Origin of the sequence: Glaciihabitans sp. INWT7, from assembly GCF_014217685.1 — a bacterium.
Lineage (GTDB): Bacteria > Actinomycetota > Actinomycetes > Actinomycetales > Microbacteriaceae > Lacisediminihabitans.
This window is the reverse complement of the sequence record NZ_CP043653.1, coordinates 3,298,722-3,319,328: the sequence shown is the minus strand read 5'-3', so window position 1 is coordinate 3,319,328 and position 20,607 is coordinate 3,298,722. Positions and strand designations below refer to the sequence as shown.

19 protein-coding genes and 1 pseudogene are annotated in these 20,607 nt (G+C 66.5%); 14 read left to right on the top strand and 6 right to left on the bottom strand.

The window, feature by feature from the left end:
- Window positions 1-69 precede the first annotated feature (69 nt).
- Together murJ and F1C58_RS16035 are read right to left on the bottom strand one after the other, a co-directional pair.
- The gene (gene murJ / locus F1C58_RS16040) at window positions 70-1,728 is read right to left on the bottom strand and encodes a murein biosynthesis integral membrane protein MurJ (protein WP_185202025.1); all 1,659 of its coding nucleotides are present in this window, start codon (window positions 1,726-1,728) and stop codon (window positions 70-72) included.
- Window positions 1,725-3,953 (bottom strand): DUF6049 family protein, encoded by a 2,229-nt coding sequence (locus F1C58_RS16035; protein WP_185202024.1) that lies wholly within the window; start codon window positions 3,951-3,953, stop codon window positions 1,725-1,727. Before F1C58_RS16035 ends, murJ begins: the two co-directional genes overlap by 4 nt.
- Before the next feature lie 123 nt (window positions 3,954-4,076).
- Here F1C58_RS16035 and F1C58_RS16030 point away from each other — a divergent pair, with 123 nt between their 5' ends.
- Window positions 4,077-5,504 carry a CCA tRNA nucleotidyltransferase gene (locus F1C58_RS16030; protein ID WP_185202023.1) on the top strand — a complete coding sequence of 476 codons (1,428 nt, stop codon included), beginning with the start codon at window positions 4,077-4,079 and terminating at the stop codon, window positions 5,502-5,504.
- 42 nt (window positions 5,505-5,546) lie between these two features.
- Here the strand turns inward: F1C58_RS16030 and F1C58_RS16025 are convergent, their stop codons facing one another.
- Window positions 5,547-6,617 (bottom strand): inositol-3-phosphate synthase, encoded by a 1,071-nt coding sequence (locus F1C58_RS16025; RefSeq protein WP_185202022.1) that lies wholly within the window; start codon window positions 6,615-6,617, stop codon window positions 5,547-5,549.
- A gap of 146 nt (window positions 6,618-6,763) precedes the next feature.
- Between F1C58_RS16025 and rpsF the strand changes: the two are divergent.
- The 7 genes and pseudogenes from rpsF to F1C58_RS15990 form a co-directional block, all read left to right on the top strand.
- A pseudogene (gene rpsF / locus F1C58_RS16020) lies at window positions 6,764-7,126 on the top strand (30S ribosomal protein S6); the annotation flags it as partial.
- Window positions 7,127-7,252: 126 nt separating this feature from the next.
- Window positions 7,253-7,774 carry a single-stranded DNA-binding protein gene (locus F1C58_RS16015; RefSeq protein WP_185202020.1) on the top strand — a complete coding sequence of 174 codons (522 nt, stop codon included), beginning with the start codon at window positions 7,253-7,255 and terminating at the stop codon, window positions 7,772-7,774.
- 74 nt (window positions 7,775-7,848) lie between these two features.
- A complete protein-coding gene (gene rpsR / locus F1C58_RS16010; RefSeq protein ID WP_185202019.1) occupies window positions 7,849-8,112 on the top strand; it encodes a 30S ribosomal protein S18 in 264 nt (87 codons plus the stop codon).
- Window positions 8,113-8,123: 11 nt separating this feature from the next.
- A complete protein-coding gene (gene rplI / locus F1C58_RS16005; protein ID WP_185202018.1) occupies window positions 8,124-8,576 on the top strand; it encodes a 50S ribosomal protein L9 in 453 nt (150 codons plus the stop codon).
- Between the two features lie 486 nt (window positions 8,577-9,062).
- Complete coding sequence (gene dnaB, locus F1C58_RS16000; protein WP_185202017.1) at window positions 9,063-10,466, top strand: replicative DNA helicase; 1,404 nt, start codon at window positions 9,063-9,065, stop codon at window positions 10,464-10,466.
- Between the two features lie 134 nt (window positions 10,467-10,600).
- Window positions 10,601-11,332, top strand: a complete 732-nt coding sequence (locus F1C58_RS15995; protein ID WP_185202016.1) for a hypothetical protein — start codon at window positions 10,601-10,603, stop codon at window positions 11,330-11,332.
- A complete protein-coding gene (locus F1C58_RS15990; RefSeq protein WP_219731996.1) occupies window positions 11,329-11,595 on the top strand; it encodes a hypothetical protein in 267 nt (88 codons plus the stop codon). The genes F1C58_RS15995 and F1C58_RS15990 overlap by 4 nt, the downstream gene beginning before the upstream one ends.
- A 32-nt stretch (window positions 11,596-11,627) precedes the next feature.
- On the opposite strand, the gene purB is transcribed toward F1C58_RS15990, so the two are convergent.
- Both purB and F1C58_RS15980 read right to left on the bottom strand, forming a co-directional pair.
- Window positions 11,628-13,016, bottom strand: a complete 1,389-nt coding sequence (purB, locus tag F1C58_RS15985; protein ID WP_185202015.1) for an adenylosuccinate lyase — start codon at window positions 13,014-13,016, stop codon at window positions 11,628-11,630.
- Window positions 13,013-13,537, bottom strand: a complete 525-nt coding sequence (locus tag F1C58_RS15980; RefSeq protein WP_185202014.1) for a low molecular weight protein-tyrosine-phosphatase — start codon at window positions 13,535-13,537, stop codon at window positions 13,013-13,015. The genes purB and F1C58_RS15980 overlap by 4 nt, the downstream gene beginning before the upstream one ends.
- A 178-nt stretch (window positions 13,538-13,715) precedes the next feature.
- Between F1C58_RS15980 and F1C58_RS15975 the strand changes: the two genes are divergently transcribed.
- Window positions 13,716-14,012 (top strand): hypothetical protein, encoded by a 297-nt coding sequence (locus tag F1C58_RS15975; protein ID WP_185202013.1) that lies wholly within the window; start codon window positions 13,716-13,718, stop codon window positions 14,010-14,012.
- Complete coding sequence (locus F1C58_RS15970) at window positions 14,002-15,453, top strand: hypothetical protein (protein ID WP_185202012.1); 1,452 nt, start codon at window positions 14,002-14,004, stop codon at window positions 15,451-15,453. Before F1C58_RS15975 ends, F1C58_RS15970 begins: the two co-directional genes overlap by 11 nt.
- Here F1C58_RS15970 and F1C58_RS15965 read toward each other — a convergent pair.
- A complete protein-coding gene (locus F1C58_RS15965; protein WP_185202011.1) occupies window positions 15,419-15,817 on the bottom strand; it encodes a phage holin family protein in 399 nt (132 codons plus the stop codon). The two genes, F1C58_RS15970 and F1C58_RS15965, sit on opposite strands and share 35 nt — an antisense overlap.
- Window positions 15,818-15,916: 99 nt before the next feature.
- Here F1C58_RS15965 and F1C58_RS15960 point away from each other — a divergent pair, with 99 nt between their 5' ends.
- The 4 genes from F1C58_RS15960 to F1C58_RS15945 all read left to right on the top strand — a co-directional run bounded on the left by F1C58_RS15960 (window position 15,917) and on the right by F1C58_RS15945 (window position 20,568).
- Window positions 15,917-17,023: a histidinol-phosphate transaminase gene (locus F1C58_RS15960; protein ID WP_185202010.1), complete on the top strand. Its 1,107-nt coding sequence runs from the start codon at window positions 15,917-15,919 to the stop codon at window positions 17,021-17,023.
- A gap of 104 nt (window positions 17,024-17,127) precedes the next feature.
- A complete protein-coding gene (locus tag F1C58_RS15955; protein WP_185202009.1) occupies window positions 17,128-18,228 on the top strand; it encodes a thiamine pyrophosphate-dependent dehydrogenase E1 component subunit alpha in 1,101 nt (366 codons plus the stop codon).
- Window positions 18,225-19,202 carry an alpha-ketoacid dehydrogenase subunit beta gene (locus F1C58_RS15950; RefSeq protein WP_185202008.1) on the top strand — a complete coding sequence of 326 codons (978 nt, stop codon included), beginning with the start codon at window positions 18,225-18,227 and terminating at the stop codon, window positions 19,200-19,202. Before F1C58_RS15955 ends, F1C58_RS15950 begins: the two co-directional genes overlap by 4 nt.
- A gap of 13 nt (window positions 19,203-19,215) precedes the next feature.
- Window positions 19,216-20,568: a dihydrolipoamide acetyltransferase family protein gene (locus F1C58_RS15945; RefSeq protein ID WP_185202007.1), complete on the top strand. Its 1,353-nt coding sequence runs from the start codon at window positions 19,216-19,218 to the stop codon at window positions 20,566-20,568.
- The last annotated feature ends 39 nt before the right edge of the window (window positions 20,569-20,607 follow it).

Below are 20,607 nucleotides of genomic sequence, written 5' to 3'. Positions count from 1 at the left end.
CGTTCCACTGCGGTATACAACACATCCTATTCGCACGATATTCCGCGAACCCGGGCAGCGGGCGGCTGGCTAACGACCGCGTCGGAAACGGGCCATGAGGGTGCCGGTGACGGCGGTGAGTTCCGGGTTGCGCAGCACGGAGAGCAGGCCGAGGTAGACAGCTGCCATGACACCGCCGGTGATGAGGATGGAGAGGATCGCGGAGAGCCGCGACGCGAGCGCGAATCCGCCGTCGGTGAATCCCCCGAGCAGAGCGAGCACACCGACACCGACGAGCCCGGCGGCGAGCGAGAGCACGAGGTACTGCACGTAACGGCGCAGCACCAGTCGGCCATCCATCCCACCGATCCGGCGGCGCACCACGGCGATCGCGACGACGGCCTGTGCGCTACCAGCTATGGAGGTTACGGAGGCGATCCCGACTCCGATGAAGGCGGGTGGCAGCAGTAGGCAGAGAAGGGCGCCGACGATGAAGATCCCCGACTGGATGCATTGCAACAGGAAGGGCGTGCGCGTGTCACCGAGTGCGTAGAACACCCGTTGGATCACGAACAGCATGCTGAACAGGATGAGACCGGGCAGATAGGCGAGGATCACCGCGCTCATGGCCTGCATGTTCGCGAATCTCTCCTCGTAGACGCGCGCAAAGGGCATCGACACGACCGAGAGCGCGACGGCGGAGAAGACGATCAGCAGCCCGATGCTGCGAAGGGACGAGGACAGATCCGATCTCACGGCGGGCAGGTCCCCGTTCGTGGCGTGCCCGCTCATCCGGGTGAAGTAGGCGGTCGCGATCGATACCGCGACCACCGAGTGCGGCAGCATGAAGATCAGCCAGGAGTTGGCGAGGGCCGCAACGCCCGCGGTGGTCGACTGCGTGGCCACTCTCGACTGGAAGACCCCGGCGATCTGCGTGATCAGCACCATGCCGAACAGCCAACCGGCAGCACGACCGGTGGCTCCGAGGCCCACTCCCCGCCAGCGGAAGTCCGGCACGAACCGGAGGCCGGCGCGCCTCCAGAAGAGAAACAGGACGAGTGCCTGGGCTGCGACCCCGAGTGTGGTCGTGCCGCCGAGCAGGATGATGCGACCCGGCGTCCACACGTCGACGCTGGAGTTGTCAGCGGCGGTGCCGAACGACACCATGAAGACGACCAGCCCGGCGATCGCGACGACGTTGTTGAGCACCGGAGCCCAGGTGAAGGGGCCGAAGATGCGGCGGGCGTTGAGCACCTCGCTGAGCAGGCTGTAGAGGGCGTAGAAGAAGATCTGCGGCAGGCACCAGTAGGCGAGCACGGTTGCGAGGGTGATCGCCTGGGCGGTGAAGCCCGCCTGCCCGGCCGGAGCCTGTGAGGTGTAGAGCCGCACGAGGGCGGGCGCCGCGAGAGTCGCGGCGATGGTGACGATCGCGAAAACGACGATCCCGAGGGTGACGACCCGATTGATGAACTGCTGGCCACCGTCCTTGTGGAGTCCCGCTTTCACGATCTGGGGAACGAGCACCGCACTGAGCACGCCACCGGCAACGAGCGCGTAGATGTTGTTGGGCAGCTGGTTGGCGATGCCGAAGGCATTGCCGCTTGCGCTCGCGACCTGCCCGATTGCGGCGGCGAGCACCGCACCCCTCGCAAACCCGAGAACCCGGGAGACTATCGTGCCCGCCGCGAGGATAGCGCTCGCGCGCCCCATGCCACCGGATGTCGCAGCGCTCGTGCCCGCGGTCGTCATGGGGTGGTCGTGGTCTCGTCGGTGGGCTTCTCGTCGGTGGGCTTCTCGTCGGTGGGCTTCTTGTCGGTGGGATCAGCGTCGGCCGGAGCATCCTTGGCCCGCTTCGCCTTCCGGCGCTTGGCGATGGTGCGGTAGATGCCGAATCCGAACACGCCGATGACGAGCGCGGCAACAACGGCCGTGAAGGCGGTCTCCCACTGGGCCTGCACGTCGACGTCGATGGCTGCGGGGGCAGTGATCTGTACGTTGGTGGCGCTCGTCAGGGAGACCGTGAGCGTGACCGGTCCGTTGGCATTCGAGGTGACCGGGACCGTGGTCTTCGCCTGCGACTGCGCCTCGACGACGAGCTCGACCCTGTCGTTATCGATGGTGATGATGTTCGACGGCGATCGCACCGTCACGTAGACGGTGACCGGCCAGGGGAGATCGTTCGTCACCGTTATCGGCAGCGGGCTGTTTCGCGAGGTGAAGACCGTCGCGCTGCTTCGCGCGATAGTGACCGACTTCGTGACGAAGCGATCCGACTTGGCGAGGTACTTCTTCGTCTCCGCCGCCCAGGCATCATCTCCGGTCCAGGAGTTCGAGAGTAGTGCGAGCAGGCTCAGTCGGCGCTCACCGGTGATCTGGGTGGGGTCGTTGAGCACCGAGGCGAAGCTTCCCGCTGCGGCCTCAGAGGCGAGCAGCGTGGTCACGGTGGCGATCCGGTCGGCGGACTCCGGTCTCGCCACGAGCGTCGCGGTGGCCGGCAGCACGGCGGAACCGCTCGCGAAGGCGGAATCGACCTCGGAGAGCGACGCGGGGGCGGCCCACGGGAGCGCGGCGAGTGCCGTGAGGGTCTGCGTGAGACGCACATCCGCCCCGGGCCGCGAGCGATCGAAGGTCGCGAGGAGGGTGCGCGCTGCCGCGGGCCGCTCGAGTGAGATGACGGCGATCGCGCTCGACAGGTCTGACATCGCCTTCGACCAGAGCGCAGGGGTGGGCGCCTCGGCGGCCGCATCGAGATAGGCCGAGAGACCGTCGTCCGTCACAAGGGTCTGGTGCTTGCCGACAAGGGCGGCGGAGCTCGGAGTGTAGTCGAGATCACCGTAACCGACATTGCCGGAACCGAGGATCGTCGTCGTGAGCCCTCCGGTCTCGAAGCCGTCGAGGTCCGCTTCGACGACGCTCCCGCTCGCCGGCCAGGCCACCGCCGGAAGGCTGTAATCGAAGGCCTGCAGTGACACCAGGTCGGGCAGCACATCGGCGGTTCCCCCGGTGGTGGGTGCGGTCGGAGCCGGGTTCGGGCTGGTGGTCGGACTGGTCGTCGGCGTGGAGCTGGGGATGCCCGGAAACTGTGTCGCGTCCACCGGAAAGCTGGTCGGAACGAGAAGGCGAGTCGCCTTCGCCTGGCTTGCCGCGGCCAGATCGGAGTCGGCATAGCTCAGAGGAAAGGTGTCGTTTGTCGCGGATTCGAGGCGCTGCAGCCAGGCTTCCGCGGAGGGCGGGGTGGAGTTGCCGAGGATTCGGATGGAAGCGAGGATGCGCGGGTCGATACCGATAGCGATCCCGGGCTGGTCGAAGACCGCGTCGAGTTGCCGGGTGAGCACACCACCGTCCGAGGTGTATCCGGCCAGCAGGTCGGTGGGGATGAGGCCATCGGCACTCTGCGGCACGGTGAGAGGCAGCACCAGGCCGAGCCTGGTCGGCTGCACGCCAGTTCCCGGGTTCCAGACGATGCTGCTGCGGGCCTGTCCGACCTCCGATCCACCCCCGGAGATCCGGACGGCGAGGGTGCGAGATCCCCAGACGGAGGCTTGGGAGCCGAAATCGATGGATGCGGCTGGCACGGTGAATTGCATCGGCACGGTGCGTCCGGCCGGCACTTCTGGTGTGGGGGCGGAGAGTACCTCGGTGCCGAGGGAATCGTCGGCAGAGGTGGACGCCGGCGCGAGCCAGCCCGCCAGGTCGGCACGCAAACGCACCGCCGATCTATTGAGCACGACGCTGGCGGTACCGGCCGGAATGGCCTTCGCGGTGGGATTGGCAACAGTGCCGCTGATCACCAGATCCTGCCCCGGGCCGAGAGACCCGTTCGCAGCCGGCGCGAAGGTGAGCACCGGCTTCACATCATCCGCGGCCTGCACTGCCGCCGGGGTCGCGGCGACGGCGATGGCGGGTGCGCCGACGGGCGCGATGACGGCGCCAATGGCGAGAGCCACCGCAAACAGGGATGTGAAGAGTCTCATAGCGAAGGGGAACGGCTGGGCCAGTGCCCCGGCCGTCCTCCAGTGATTCTAGGGTCTCGACTCTTGGTGGGGGCTGAAGTGCGACCGCGGTGCGCGAGCGTCGTCGCCGGTAGTCTGGGGGGCATGGAGAGCGTCGCTTCGGCAATTCAGCGACTGTCGGACCTCGCGTCCACTCCTCATATCTCCCGGCTATCGGCGGCCTTCGCCGCCGAGGGATTCGAGCTCGCCCTGGTCGGTGGACCGGTGCGCGACGCGTTCCTCGACCGCGCACTCACCGACCTCGACTTCACCACCGATGCGCGCCCGGACGACATCCTCGCGATCGTGAAGCCGATCTCGGATGCCCACTGGGACATCGGACGCGCCTTCGGCACCATCGGAGCCCGGATCGACGGTCATACGGTGGAGATCACGACCTACCGTTCCGACGCCTATGACCGTGAGACCCGCAAACCGAAGGTCGAGTTCGGCGACACCCTCGAGGCCGACCTCGTGCGGCGCGACTTCACCGTCAACGCGATGGCGCTGCGGCTGCCCGAGCGTGTGCTCGTGGATCCCTCCGGCGGGCTCGAAGACCTGGTCGCGAAACGTCTCACCACTCCGGGCGCCCCCGAGGATTCCTTCGGTGACGATCCGCTGCGGATGATGCGAGCCGCGCGGTTCACCTCTCAGCTCGGCTTCACCGTGGCGGAGCCGACCGCGCGCGCTCTCTACGCGCTTGTGGACCGCATCAAGATGATCTCGGTGGAACGGGTGAGCGACGAGCTCGGCAAGCTGCTGCGCTCGCACAATCCCCGGCCGGGCCTGCAGCTGCTGGTCGATTCCGGTATCGCGGCCCTCGTGTTGCCCGAGCTTCCCGCCCTCAAGCTCCAGATCGACGAGCACTTCCATCACAAGGACGTCTACGAGCACAGCCTCACCGTGCTCGACCAGGCGATCGAGCTCGAGGAGGCACGGCATCCGGGAAGCGAGCCCGACCTCGTTCTCCGTCTCGCGGCGCTGCTCCACGACATCGGAAAACCGGCGACCAAACGAACGGAGGGCGACGGTGTCGTCACCTTCCACCACCACGACGTCGTCGGGGCCAAGCTCGCCAAGAAACGCCTCAAAGAGCTGCGCTACGACAACGACACGATCACCGCGGTCTCCAGGCTCATCGAGTTGCACCTGAGGTTCTTCGGCTATACCGAGGGAGCCTGGAGCGATTCGGCGGTGCGGCGGTATGTTCGCGACGCCGGTCCGCTGCTGGAACGGCTCCACATGCTGACCCGCGCCGACGTCACGACGCGAAACCGGCGCAAGTCCGACCACCTCTCGTTCGCCTACGACGATCTCGAGCAGCGGATCGCGGTGCTCGGGGAGGAGGAGGAGCTCGCGGCCATGCGCCCGGACCTCGACGGCGAGCAGATCATGGACATCCTGGGGCTCACGCCCGGCCGCGAGGTCGGCGAGGCCTACCGCTTCCTGCTCGAACTGCGGCTCGAGGAGGGCAGCCTCGGAGCGGACGTGGCGACGCAACGCCTGCTCGCCTGGTGGAGCGCCCGCCCCTGAACCGCCGGGATCCCCGTCCCTTTTCCCTCCGGCGTGCTTTCCTCAGGCGTGGTCGCGGATGAACTGCTCGAGCAGCTCGCGCGCCACCGGGTCGGCGTACTGCTTCGCCGGGCTCTTCATGAAGTAGGCGGATGCCGCCTCGACCGGGCCGCCCAGCCCGGCATCCAGCGCGATCTTCGCGGCGCGGATGGCGTCGATCACGACCCCGGCGGAGTTGGGCGAGTCCCACACCTCCAGCTTGTATTCGAGAGAGGTGGGGGCATTTCCGAAACCATGGCCCTCGAGGCGCACAAAGGCGAGCTTGCGGTCATCGAGCCACGGGATGTGGTCGCTCGGGCCGATGTGCACGTCACGGGAGTTGAGCTGTGCCTCGATGTTGCTGGTGACCGACTGGGTCTTCGAGATCTTCTTCGACTCGAGTCGCCGGCGTTCGAGCATGTTCTTGAAGTCCATGTTGCCGCCGACGTTGAGCTGATAGGTGCGGTCGAGCACGAGGCCCCGCTCTTCGAATAACCGGGCGAGCACGCGGTGGGTGATCGTCGCGCCGAGCTGGCTCTTGATGTCGTCGCCGACGATCGGCACGCCGGCGTCCACGAACTTCTGCGCCCATACCGGATCGCTCGCGATGAACACGGGCAACGCGTTGACAAAGGCGACACCGGCATCCAGCGCGGCCTGGGCGTAGAACTTGGCGCCCTCCTCAGATCCGACCGGCAGGTAGCAGACCAGCACCTCGGCACCGGAGTCGCGCAGGGCCTGCGCGACATCGACCGCGGGAGCGGAAGACTCCTCGACCAGTTCGCGGTAATACTCCCCGAGACCGTCGAGGGTGGGTCCGCGCTGCACGAGCACGCCGGTGTTCGCGACCTCGGCAAAGCGAAGCGTGTTGTTCTGGCTCGCCCACATCGCGTCCGCCATGTCGAGGCCCACCTTCGCGGCATCCACGTCGAAGGCCGCGACGAAGGTGATGTCGCCTATCGCATAGCCGCCGAAGCGCGTGTGCATGAGGCCAGGGACGACCTGGGTCTCATCCGCGTCCGCATAGAACGTGACGCCCTGGATGAGGGAGTTGGCGCAGTTTCCGACACCGGCGATGGCAACTTTCAGGGACATGCGTGCAGAGCTCCTTGATAGATAGTGATTCGACTGACTACACTAGGCAGGTTGTCTGCGAGCATTTCGCATTCGGACAACGATGCCAAAACCCTCCTGTCACAGATCGTCTGTGGCCGTTCTAGTCCAAAGGAGGTGGGTTAGTTATGCATCAGTACGAACTAATGGTAATTCTCGATCCAGAGATCGATGAGCGCACCGTGGCTCCGAGCCTCGATAAGTTCCTCAACGTCATCCGCAATGACGGTGGTTCGATCGACAAGGTCGACGTCTGGGGACGTCGTCGCCTGGCGTACGAGATCAACAAGAAGACCGAAGGCATCTATGCCGTCGTCGCCCTCACCGCGAACCCCGACGCTACCGTCGAGCTCGACCGCCAGCTGAAGCTCAGCGAAGCGGTCATGCGTACCAAGGTGCTCCGCGCCGAGGAGGCAATCGCTCAGGTCGCCGAGGCAGCAAAGCTCTCCGCAGAGAAGGCCGCCCGCAAGGCAGCCGCCCCCGCGAAGGCTGGAGCCGCCGCAGGAACCGCGACGAAGGCGGCGGATGTCGCATCCGCTCCCGCGACGAGCGCAACGCCTGCCGCTCCGGCTGCAGCCGACGCTCCCGCAGCCGAGTCCGCGAGCGCGGAGTAGCCAATGGCCGGCGAAACCGTAATCACCGTGGTGGGCAACCTCACGAGCGACCCGGAGCTGCGCTACACGCAGAACGGGTTGGCGGTTGCCAACTTCACCATCGCATCCACTCCGCGCACCCTTGATCGGGGCAGCAACGAGTGGAAAGACGGCGAAGCACTCTTCCTTCGTGCGAGCGTCTGGCGCGAGTATGCCGAGCAGGTGGCCGGATCCCTCACCAAGGGTTCCCGCGTCATCGCGATCGGCCGGCTCAAGCAGCGCTCCTACGAGACCAAAGAGGGCGAGAAGCGCACCAGTATCGAGCTGGAGATCGACGAGATCGGTCCGAGCCTCCGCTATGCGACCGCACAGGTCACCCGCACCTCCCGTGAGGGCGGCGGCGGCAATGGCGGTGCACCTCGGGTCAGCCAGGGCGCCAACGAGCCGTGGGCGGCTTCCGCTCCGGCCTCGGCGTCATCGGCGAACGCTGCAGGCGGAGACGTCTGGAACACGCCGGGCAGCTACAACGACGAGACCCCCTTCTAGGTCTCACCATTCACGGTCTCGACGGCGTCGCTGAAGCGGCCGGCTCGACCAACACTTACTGAAAGCAGGAAACCATGGCTGGAAAGAGCAGCGGCGATCGCCGCAAGCCCCTCCGCACACTCAAGGGCGGCAAGAACGCCGCTCCGGCGAAGTCCATTCGCGTCGGTGTCATCGACTACAAGGACATCGCAACCCTCCGCAAGTTCATCTCGGAGCGTGGAAAGATCCGCGCCCGTCGTATCACCGGTGTCTCCGTGCAGGAACAGCGCCTCATCGCCCGTGCGGTCAAGAACGCACGCGAGATGGCACTGCTCCCCTACGCCGGCTCAGGCCGTTAGGAGCAACGGAAATGTCTAAATTGATTCTCACGCACGAGGTCACCGGCCTCGGTGCCCCCGGAGACGTCGTCGACGTCAAGACCGGTTACGGCCGCAACTTCCTCATCCCCCAGGGCTTCGCTGTCGCGTGGACCCGGGGCGGGGAGAAGCAGGTCGAATCGATCAAGGCCGCTCGCGTCGCACGCGAGCACGCCACCATCGAAGAGGCGCAGGACCTCAAGGCGAAGCTCGAGGCCACCACCGTCAAGCTGACCGTCAAGGCCGGCGAGGGTGGACGCCTGTTCGGTTCGGTCAAGACGACGGATGTCGCCGAAGCCGTCGCCGCAGCCGGACTCGGTGCCGTCGACAAGCGCAAGATCGAGATCTCGTCTCCGATCAAAGCCACCGGCCAGCACGAGGCCACCGTGCGTCTTCGTGATGACCTCGTCGCCACGATCACGCTCACGGTCGTCGCCGCGAAGTAACAGAAGTAACGCTTCTCCGAGAGGGGGTAGCAGGAGGCTTTGGCCGCCTGCTACCCCCTCTTTGCGTGTCAATTCGTTGACGGATTCACCGCGCTGACCAGCCCTTTGTACACAACCCCTCAGCTGCGGGCCCCAACCCTCAACCCTCACTCTAGACATGTTTCTACACATCCGTGGAATTCATTGAAACACCTGTTCAAAGGGCTGTTTTAATTCAAAAACTCATAGTTATACACAGATAAGTGCACAGGTTGTTCACACGACTCGCGGCGTTTCGCGCGATCTACTAACACTTTTATCCACAGGCTGGACTTGCGTGGTCCGATGCGGGCTTGCTGAGCATGCGAGGCATCCCTAGTGTGTAGCAGTGCCTCCCGCCAGATCGGGTCGCTTGCGACTGGCGGGGGTGGATGTCGGGAGCTTTCGGTAGAACTGCAAGCGGCACAACGGCACCATCCAAACGCACGAAGAGAGAGTCGGCGAGCCATGTCGATAGCCCACCTGGGTCTCGCACCGAGCCAGGGCGACGGATCCGTCCGCGACTCCGGCCAGCGTGAATCCGCCCAGCGCGCTTCAGAGCGCATGCCGCCGTACGACCTCCTCGCCGAGCAGAGCGCCATCGGCGGAATGCTGTTGAGCAAGGATGCGGTGGCTGACGTCATCGAGTCGGTGCGCGCTGTGGACTTCTACATCCCCAAGCACGAGATCATCTTCGACGCCATCCTCTCGCTCTACGCGCACGGTGAACCGACCGACGTGATCGCCGTCACCGATGAACTCACCAAGACCGGTGAGCTGATCCGGGCCGGCGGGGCGGAATACCTCCACACGCTCACCGGAATCGTGCCCACCGCCGCGAACGCGGGCTTCTACTCCACGATCGTCGCCGAGAAGGCCGTGCTGCGCCGGCTGGTGGAGGCCGGCACCCGCATCGTGCAGATGGGCTACGCCAGCGAAGGAGAGGTCGTCGACCTCGTCAACAACGCGCAGGCGGAGATCTACGGTGTCATGGGCGGAGTCGAGGCCGAGGACTTCGTGCCGCTCACCGTCGCCGTGACGACGGCCATCGACGAGATCGAGGCCGCCCGCGGACGCGACGGTTCGATGACGGGGGTGCCCACCGGGTTCGCCGAGCTCGATGAGCTCACGAACGGCCTCCACGGCGGACAACTGATCATCGTCGCTGCCCGCCCGGCCCTCGGAAAGTCGACTCTCGCGCTGGACTTCGCCCGCGCCGCATCCATCAAACACGACATGCCCTCGATCTTCTTCTCGTTGGAGATGGGCCGATCCGAGATCGCGATGCGACTGCTGTCGGCAGAGGCCGCAGTTCCGCTGCAGAGCATGCGCAAGGGCACCCTTCACACCGAGGACTGGACCAAGATCGCCTCGACGCGTGGGCAGATCAACGATGCTCCGCTCTATATCGACGACAGTCCCAACATGACCCTGGTCGAGATCCGGGCAAAGTGCCGACGGCTCAAGCAGAAAGTCGGCCTCAAGATGGTGATCATCGACTACCTGCAGCTCATGACTTCGGGCAAGAAGGTCGAGTCCCGCCAGCAGGAGGTGAGCGAGTTCTCGCGCGCGCTCAAGCTGCTCGCGAAGGAGTTGCAGGTACCGGTGATCGCGCTGTCGCAGCTCAACCGTGGTCCGGAGCAGCGTTCCGACAAGATGCCCGCTCTCTCCGACCTTCGCGAATCCGGTTCACTCGAGCAGGATGCCGACATGGTGATCCTCCTCCACCGCGACAGTGCCTACGAGAAGGAGAGCACCCGCCCGGGCGAGGCCGACCTCATCGTGGCCAAGCACCGCAACGGGCCGACCAAGACGATCACTGTGGCGTTCCAGGGCCACTTCTCTCGCTTCCAGGACATGGCCCCGGCCTAGCCAGCTGCGAGCGCGGGTCCGTGCCCCCGGGTCGCACCCGGGGATGCTCACGGGCAGCGAAGCGTAAACTGTGCTCGGTCGTCCACCGGGCGGCTGTCGTCGCACGCGATAGGGCAGTGAAGAGAGGGTTGGTCGTGGCACTCACCCCCTCCCCAGACTCCCGTCCGGCCGTTTCGGGTGCGGACGCAGCGCAGCGAGCCGCCTACTGGCCGATGCCGATCGCCCGTGCGGTTCCCGCCGCCGCGCTCGCCATCGTGATCACCTTCTCGGCCGACCATTCGGCGCAGTTCGGACTCACCTCCTTCGGCGTCTACGGTGTCGCCGCCGGGCTCGTGCTCGGCGTCGTGGCCTGGTTGCGCCTCGCCGACGCGCGCGTGCGCCCCTACTTCCTCACCCAGGCCGCGGTCACCCTCCTCGCGGGAATCGTCGCCTTGGCGGTGCGAGCCGGACACACGAGTGCCAGCGAGGTGCGATTCCTCTTTCTTCTGCTCACGATCTTCGCCGCCGTGACCGGGTTCCTCGAGCTGTACAGCGGGGTGCGCACGAGGCGGCGTTTCGTGGCATCCGGTGACTGGATCGCGGTGGGTGCGCTCACCGTGATCGCCGCCCTCGCCTTCCTGCTGATCCCACCGGACTACCGGCAGAACTACAGCGGACCCGACCACGTGAAGCGCGTGCTGGATGCATCCGTCGTCGCGGTCGGGGCGCTCGGAGCCTGGGCGGCCATCACCACGGTCTTCCTGGTCATCGCCGGGCTTTCCGCCAAATGGGGAACCCAGGCCGTCGCACCTCGGCGGGGCGCGGATTCCTCCGCACCGGCTGACATCGAATCCGTGCATCAAGCAGAGAGCGAGAACCGAGCGTGACCGCTCAGAACAGCAACCGCCCGAGTCGACGCGATCGCCTCCGGCCCTTCGAGTATGTCGTCATGGCTGCCGTCGTGGCGGCCTTCATCGCCTTCGTCGTCGTGTTCAGCACCCGCGAAGTGACCCTGGCCCTCGTGTTCGGGGGCATCACGTTCATCGTCTCACTCGTCGTGATCGCGATGCTGGCTCTCGCGGTGAAGCCCGACGACGCCGAGAAGATCGACCTCACCGAGCAGGACCACCAGTCGGACAGCGGGCACTAGGCCCGCTCTTCCGGGTCCAGACGTTTCGCCGGCTAGGCCTTGGCGGCGTAATCGACCAGGTCGCTCGCGAGCCCGGCATAGCCGGCCGGAGTCAGTGCCACCAGTCGCGCTTTCGCCTCGTCGCCGATGTCGAGAGCCTGCACGAAGGCCACGAGTTCCGCCTGACCGACGCGTCGTCCGCGCGTGAGCTCCTTCAGCATGGCGTAGGGGTCGGCGATCGAGCTTCTGCCCGCCGTGACTTCCGCACGGATCACGGTCTGGATCGCCTCTCCGAGCACCTCCCAGTTGCCATCGAGGTCTTCGGCGAGCCGGGCCGTGTTGACGGCGATCTCGCCGAGCCCGCGCTGGATGTTGTCGAGTGCAAGAACGGAGTGTCCGAGGGCGACCCCGATGTTGCGCTGGGTGGTGGAGTCGGTGAGGTCGCGCTGCAGTCGCGAAGTGACGAGGGTCGCGGCGAGCGAGTCGAGGAGGGCACTCGACAGCTCGAGGTTGGCCTCGGCGTTCTCGAAGCGGATCGGGTTGATCTTGTGCGGCATCGTGGATGACCCGGTGGCGCCAGCCTGCGGAATCTGGGTGAAGTAGCCCATCGAGATGTAGGTCCAGATATCGGTGCAGAGGTTGTGCAGCACACGGTTGGCGTGGCTGATGCGTTGGTAGAGCTCCGCCTGCCAGTCGTGCGGCTCGATCTGGGTGGTGAGCGGATTCCAGTCCAGCCCGAGCGAGGTCACGAATTCACGCGAGATCGCCGGCCAGTCCCGGCCCGGGTCGGCCGCGACATGCGCGGCGAAGGTGCCGGTGGCTCCGCTGAACTTGCCGAGGTACTCCACCGCTTCGATCTGAGCCTGGATGCGACGCAACCGGCCGACGAACACGGCGAACTCCTTGCCGACAGTCGTCGGCGTCGCGGGCTGGCCGTGAGTGTGCGCCAGCATCGCATCCGCCCGGTGGTCGACGGATCTCGAGTACAACGCGTCGATCACGCCGGTGATCTTGGGCAGCCATACCTCGGTGACAGCGGCGCGGATGGTGAGCGCGTAGGAGAGGTTGTTGATGTCCTCGCTCGTGCAGGCGAAGTGTGTCAGCTCCGCGACATCCGTGAGCCCCAGATCGGTGAGGCGCTTGCGCACGTAGTACTCGACGGCCTTGACGTCGTGCCGGGTTGTGGCCTCGAGCGTGGCGAGTTCGTCGATATCTGACTGGCCGAAGTCGGCGACGAGAGCGCGCAGCGAGCGCGCCTGCTCGGCGTCGAGCCGGTGGGATCCGAACATCTCGTTGTCGGTGAGGTAGAGCAGCCACTCGACCTCCACATGCACGCGCGCCCGATTGAGACCGGCCTCGGAGAGGTGTTCGCCGAGACCGGTGACGGCCGCGCGATAGCGACCGTCGAGGGGGCTGAGCGGTTGTTCGGGAAGGGGAGTCATGAGGGTACCCGTCGTATTCCTGGTTCGATTTGGCGGAACAGGGCCGCGCTGGCTTTTTCGATCATGCCGAGCACGCCGTCGAACATGGCGGCATCGGAGTAGTAGGGGTCGGGCACATCCACCTGCGCGGCCTGATCGCTGTCGAAGCTCAACAGCATCTGCACCTTGCCACGGTCCTGCTCCGTGTTGGCCCAGGCACGGAGGATGCGCTCCTGGCTGCGGTCGAAGACCACGACCAGGTCGAGATTGTCGAACCATTCCGGATCGAACTGCTTCGCGCGGTGACGGGAACCGTCGTAACCATGGGCGCTGAGCGCCGAAGTCGTGCGGGAATCCGAAGGTTCGCCCACGTGCCAGTCACCGGTACCGGCGGAGATCACCGTGATCGCACCCTCGTAGCCGGCCTTCTTCACGAGCTCACGAAAGACCGTCTCGGCCATGGGAGAGCGGCAGATGTTGCCGGTGCAGACGAAACAAATGCGAAAGAGCGCCGACTCGTCGAGGGTGCGGTCGAAACTCATGCGCCCATTCTCCCGCACATCGCGGTAGCCGGCCACGTGGATGCTCCTCCCCAGGCGCGGACCTCGACGGGAACCGCTCCGATGCCCCTCCCCCGCGGTCGGACACCGACCCCGCGGTCGACGATAGGCGCAGCAGAAGACAGGCACAGCGGTCGATCGGAATGCGAAAGGAGCGCGAATGACCATCGGCACCATCGGTACCATCGGCACGGTGGGCGACAGTGGGGTGGATGTCGCGCTTCACCGGCAGCTCGTCGCACTCGACGCGGTGGCGGGTCGCATCGCCCATGCCCGGTCTGCGCTTCCCTCCGCGGCGGGTGACGGGGTGTGGAGTGGCGACGCCCGCCGCATGTATGTGCGCGGCCTGCAGCACCTGGCAGTCCAGGTGCAGTCGGCCGAAGCACACGTGGACGAGGCCATCCGCAACACCCGGCGAGCCATCGCCGCGCTCGATGACGGTTCTCATGGCCGGTGACCTCGTCATCGGCGGCGGCGGATCCATCGCGGTGGCCACCTCAGAGCTGTTCGAGGACGCGAGACGACTCGGTGAGCTGCGGGCTCTGCTCTCGGAGTGCCATCGGCAACTCGTGGTGATCGACCGCGTGGTCGGGGTCGCACAGCTCAACGATCTGGCATCCCCCGCGAGTGCTCTCGCCGCGGAACGGGCGATCGACGACGCGTCGGCGGCCCTCTCCCGCGCGGCCCCGGTGGCCGAGGGCCTCCACCTCGCGCTCATCGCGTCCGCTGACGCCTATGGCATCGGCGAGAGCCTCGCCGAACAGCTCGCACAGGATCTCGCTGGTCGTTTCGGAGCGATGCTCGGTCTGTTCCTCCCGGCGATCGCCCTCGAACTGTTGCCCGAGATCCTGGGGATCGGAGCAGGCGTGGCGCTCGGCATCGCACTGCTGCCACCCGAGAAACGCGAGGCCCTGTTCCAGACTTTGCCGCAGTGGCTGCGGAGCAAGAGTGTGATGCTCACCGACCCGAGGGTGGTGCAACTCGTACGGCTCATGGTCATGAGCGCGGATGACTTCGGCGGCGGCCTCTTTAAGCTCCCTCCGGACCTCGTGCACGCCATCGGCGATGAGGGCCTCGGACTGGTGGGGCTGGCGACCTCATCCACGGTCGTCGTCGGGATCGCCGGCTCCCGGGGCGTACTCGCCGAGACTGCGGTGTCGGTGACCCGCGCGGGCGCCACTGTGCCGGTGACCCGGGCGGAGACATACAGCGACCGGGCCGCCCGGGTGCCCCAGGGCGCAGCCCAGGTGCGCATCGACCGGTACTCTCAGCCGGGCGAACCGGACAGATTCGAGGTCTACGTCGGGGGCACAAGGGACTTCTCGCTCGAGCCCGGGTCTGAACCCTGGGACATGACGAGCAACATGAATGCGGTCGCAGGTCGGGAGGCGGGGTCATACCGGGCCGTGGCCGCGGCGATGGCCGACGCGGGGGTCACCCCGTCATCTCCCGTGCTCTTCACCGGCTACTCGCAGGGCGGACTGATCGCCGCCGAGCTCGCAGCATCCGGCGACTATGACACGCGGGGTCTCTACACGCTGGGTGCTCCGGCCGCGCAGGTGGAGGTGCCGTCCAGCATCCCTTGGGTTGCGCTCGAACACACCGACGACATCGTGCCGGCGGTCGGCGGCAGCTGGGCATCCGCCGACCCGGTCCTGGTGAGAAGACAGCTCTTCGACGACAGACCAGTGTCGACCGAGGCGCTGTTCCCGGCCCACCAGCTCGCCGGTTATCGCGAGACAGCAGCCCTCGTCGACGCCTCGCACGAGACCCGGGTGGTCTCCGCTCTCGCGGGCTTCGATCGGTTCGGCGAGGGCACAACGCGGGTCGACTCCACGCTGTACCGCGGGGTGCGTGAGGTCGCTAGCGCCGATCCCGACCGACGATCGGGCGGATGAGGATGCCGATGAGCCAGCTGAGCAGCGCGAGCACCAGGGCGCCGAGCACTCCCCACCAGAAACCGTCGACCACGAGGCCGAAGCCGAGAAGGCCGGAGATCCAGCTCACCAACAGAAGGAGGAGGCCGTTGACCACGAGGGCGAGGAGCCCGAGCGTGAGGATGTAGAGCGGGAAGGCGACGATCCGGATCAGGTTTCCGATCACCCCGTTGACGATGCCGAAGATGAAAGCGACGAGAAGATAGGTCAGCACGACGGCGAGCGTGTCCTGCGGCGGAAACGCCACCACCGTCACACCGGCAACGATGAGGGTCGTCAACCAGAGGGCGACAGCGTTGACCACGAGGCGCACGAAGAATCTCATGCGTCCACTATGCCGTCCTGTCGGTGAGCCACGCAATCGACGAGTGCCGGAGCGCCAGCCCACCGGGAGTTCCCGCCGGGGTGCCCGTAGGCTTGAGCCGTGACCACCCCGCCCCCCACCGCCGTTCGCCTGCGTCCGGAGATCGTCGCCCTCGCGGCCTACGCGCAGGGCAAGCCCGCGGACACCGATGCCTTCAAGCTGTCGTCGAACGAGAACCCATTCGGCCCCATTCCCGAGGTCGTTGCGGCGATCGCGGCGAGTTCCGGGGTCAACCGGTACCCGGATGCTGCCGGAGTGGAACTGCGGGCCCGGCTTGCGGCGCGCTTCGGCGTACGCACCGAAGAGGTGCACCTCGGTGCCGGATCCGTGTCGATCCTCGCCCAGCTCATCTCGGCAGCCGCGGGACCGGGAGATGAGGTCGTCTATTCCTGGCGCTCATTCGAGGCCTACCCCGGACTGGTCGCGGTGGCCGGGGCGACCAGCGTGCCCGTGCCGAACACGGTCGACCACCGCCACGACCTCACCGCGATGCGTGCGGCGATCACCGATCGCACCCGGGTCGTGATCGTCTGCAGCCCGAACAATCCCACCGGGTCGATGGTCACGTCCGCCGAGTTCGCCGAGTTCATGGCGGCGGTGCCAACGAACGTGCTGGTGATCCTCGACGAGGCGTACGTCGAATTCGTGACCGACGAGTCCGCCGTTGACGGCAGCACGCTCAGCGGGAAGTACTCCAACCTCGTCGTCGCGCGCACCTTCTCCAAGGCCTACGGTCTGGCCGGACTGCGCATCGGCTACGCGGTGGGGCCCGAGTACATCCTCGATGCCGCGCGCACGACATCCATCCCTCTGTCCGTCACCGAGGCCGCCCAGCGCGCGGCCCTCGTGTCGCTCGACCACGAGAAGACTCTCCTCGAGCGAGTTCATCGCCTCGCGGTGCTGCGTGACGAGGTGTGGCGGGCGCTGCTCGACCAGGGCTGGGATGTGCCGCGTCCGCACGGCAACTTCGTCTGGCTGCCGACCGGGGCACAGACCGCCGCCGCCGCCCAGACCTTCTCGGCCGCGGGAATCGTGGTGCGACCGCTCGGTACCGATGGTGTCCGGGTCTCGATCGGCGAATCGCAGTCTGTGGATAAACTCCTAAAGGCCGCGGCTGAGGTTGTGCGCACCCTACCAATGCGACAGTCCGAGCCCGCGTTAGATTAGAACGTCGCGGAACGAGCCCGCCCCGAGGGCGTGACGAGACCCCGACCACCCTGCACCCCGAACGACAACAGGACTGTGAGGCCACCGTGGCAGGATCCGAACAGATGGTGCAGCTCCTCTCGACCGATGGCACCCTCCAGACGGATGACGCGGCGGCGGAGTACCTCCCGTATATCGACGCGCTCTCGGATGACGAACTGCGCCAGTTCTACCGGGACATGGTCATCACGCGACGATTTGACCTCGAGGCCACCAACCTCCAGCGACAGGGCCAACTCGCGCTCTGGCCGCCGAGTCACGGGCAAGAAGCCGCACAGGTGGGCTCCGCCCGGGCCGCACGATCCCAGGACCACCTCTTCCCTTCGTACCGCGAACACTCGATCGGCATGATCAGGGGTGTCGACGTCGTCGACATCGTGCGCCTGATGCGTGGCGTGACGAACGGGGGCTGGGATCCCGCCGCCTGCGGCAATTTCCACCTCTATACCCTCGTGCTCGGTTCACAGGCGCTGCACGCCACGGGCTACGCGATGGGCATCACCCTCGATGGGGAGACCGGCACCGGCGATCCCGAGACCGATCGCGCGGTGATGGTCTACTTCGGAGACGGGGCGACCAGCCAGGGGGATGTGAGCGAGGCGCTCGTCTTCGCAGCGAGCTTCAACGCACCAGAGGTCTTCTTCCTGCAGAACAACCAGTGGGCCATCTCCGTGCCGGTGCGGGTGCAGTCCCGCACACCGCTCTACCAGCGCGCGGGCGGATTCGGAATGCCCGGCATCCAGATCGACGGCAACGACGTGCTCGCAAGCTTCGCTGTCACGCGAAAGAATCTCGACGAGGCCCGCGCCGGCAAGGGTCCTCGCCTCATCGAGGCCCTCACCTACCGCATCGGCGCGCACACCACGAGCGACGATCCGACGAAATACCGCATGGATGCCGAGACGGCGTCCTGGGTGGCGAAGGATCCGATCGTCCGATACGCCGGATATCTCCGGGGTCGCGGCGAGGGCGAGGACTTCTTCGCCGAGGCCGCGTCGGAGGCCGAGGACTTCTCGGCCGACCTTCGCCGTCGCACCCTCGAGCTCACGGTGCCGTCGACCGATCTCATCTTCGACCACGTCTACTCGGAGCAGCATCCCGTCATGGATGCCCAGAAGCAGTGGCTCGCCGACTACGAGGCCAGCCTGGGGGGCAGCACCCGATGACCGAAGAACTCCCTCTTGCAAAAGCGCTCAACGCCGGATTGCGCAAAGCGCTCGCCGACGACCCCAAGGTGCTGCTCATGGGTGAGGACATCGGTCCCCTCGGCGGCGTCTTCCGCGTCACCGAGGGCCTGCAGGCCGAGTTCGGGGAGCGTCGAGTGTTCGACACCCCGTTGGCCGAATCCGGGATCATCGGAACCGCGATCGGGCTCGCGATGCGCGGCTACCGCCCGGTCTGCGAGATCCAGTTCGACGGGTTCATCTTCCCGGGCTTCGACCAGATCACCTCCCAGCTGGCCAAGATGACCAGCCGCCACGAGGGCCGCATCACCATGCCCGTCGTCATCCGCGTTCCCTATGGCGGGCACATCGGAGCGGTTGAACACCACCAGGAGAGCCCGGAGGCCTATTTCGCTCACACCCCGGGGTTGCGGGTCGTCAGTCCGAGCACCCCGAATGATGCGTACTGGATGATCCAGGAGGCGATCGCCTCCAACGATCCTGTGCTGTTCTTCGAGCCCAAGAGCCGGTACTGGCACAAGGGTCCGGTCGACCTCTATGCGAGCGCATCCCCGCTGCACTCGAGCCGCGTGGTCCGCACCGGAACCGAGGTGACTCTCGTCGGACACGGCGCGATGGTCAACGTACTGATGCAGGCGGCGGAACTCGCGCAGCAGGAGGGCACGAGCGTCGAGGTCATCGACCTGCGCTCACTCTCGCCGATCGACTACGCGCCGATCCTGAGCTCCGTGCAGAAGACCGGACGACTCGTCGTGGCATCCGAGGCGCCCGGATCGGTGAACATCTCAGCAGAGATCGCCGCGACCATCACCGAGAAGGCGTTCTACTCCCTCGAAGCTCCCGTGCTGCGGGTCTCGAGCTTCGACGCGCCATTCCCGCCCGCAAAGCTCGAGACCGTCTACCTTCCGGATGCCGACCGCATCCTCGAGGCCGTCGACCGCGCACTGGCCTACTAGCTAAAGGACCGCCGTGACCAGCTCAGAATTCACCCTCCCGGATGTCGGAGAAGGCCTCACCGAGGCCGAGATCGTCTCGTGGAAGGTCAAGCCCGGCGACGAGGTGGCTGTCAACCAGGTGCTCGTGGAGATCGAGACCGCGAAGTCTCTCGTGGAGCTCCCCTCGCCCTTCGCCGGCACGGTCACGGCGATCCTGGTCACCGAGGGAACGACAGTGGATGTCGGCACTCCGATCATCTCCGTGTCCTCGGGGGCGACTCCGGCGGTCGTTGACTCGCCCGCCCCCGAGGGTGTCGACACCGTTGCCGACACCGCCGGCAGCATCTCGAGCGATGCCGGCGGCGCGGTGTTGGTCGGCTACGGCATCAAGGGCCACGTGGCCTCGCGCCGCACGCGCCCGGCGACGGCCAGCCTCGGTGATGCCTCCACGCGCACGGCGTCCGGCATCGCGGCCTCCGCCCCCGTGACGGCTCCCCGCCCGAGCTCGGTGCCCGCGGCATCCGCCTCCGCGATCATCGCCAAGCCGCCCATTCGCAAACTCGCCAAGGACCTCGCGGTGAGCCTCTCCGAAGTGATCCCCACCGGCCTCGCCGGCGAGATCACCCGCGAGGATGTCGTGCGCCAGGCCTCGCAGGGCACACTGTTCCGCAACATCGAGACGCCGGCCTGGGGCAGCGACCGCGAGGAGCGCATCCCGGTGAAGGGGGTGCGCAAGGCGATCGCGACCGCGATGGTGTCCAGCGCATTCACCGCTCCGCATGTGAGCCTCTTCGTCGATGTCGACGCCACCCGCACGATGGAGTTCGTCAAGAGGCTCAAGAACTCCACCGACTTCGCCGGGGTGAAGGTGTCGCCCCTGTTGATCGTGGCGAAGGCGATGATCTGGGCTGTGCGACGGAACCCCACAGTGAACGCGCAGTGGACGGACAGCGAGATCATCGTGAAGCACTACGTGAACTTCGGCATCGCCGCCGCGACTCCCCGCGGGCTCATCGTCCCCAATATCAAAGAGGCGCAGGAGCTCTCCCTGCGTGAGCTCGCCTCCGCGATCGAACAGCTCACGATCACCGCTCGCGACGGCAAGACCAGCCCCGCGGACCAGGCGGGTGGCACGATCACGGTCACGAACATCGGGGTCTTCGGCATGGACTCCGGCACGCCGATCCTCAACCCTGGCGAGGTCGCGATCCTCGCGATGGGCACGATCAAGCAGAAGCCCTGGGTGGTCGACGGCGAGGTGCGGCCGCGCTTCGTCACGACCCTCGGCGCGAGCTTCGACCATCGCATCGTGGACGGGGATGTCGCGAGCCGTTTCCTCGCCGACGTCGCCAGCGTCATCGAGGAACCGGCACTGCTCCTCGACTGAGGCGGTTGCCGGGGTCTCCTTTCGCGAGCATCCCCAGCT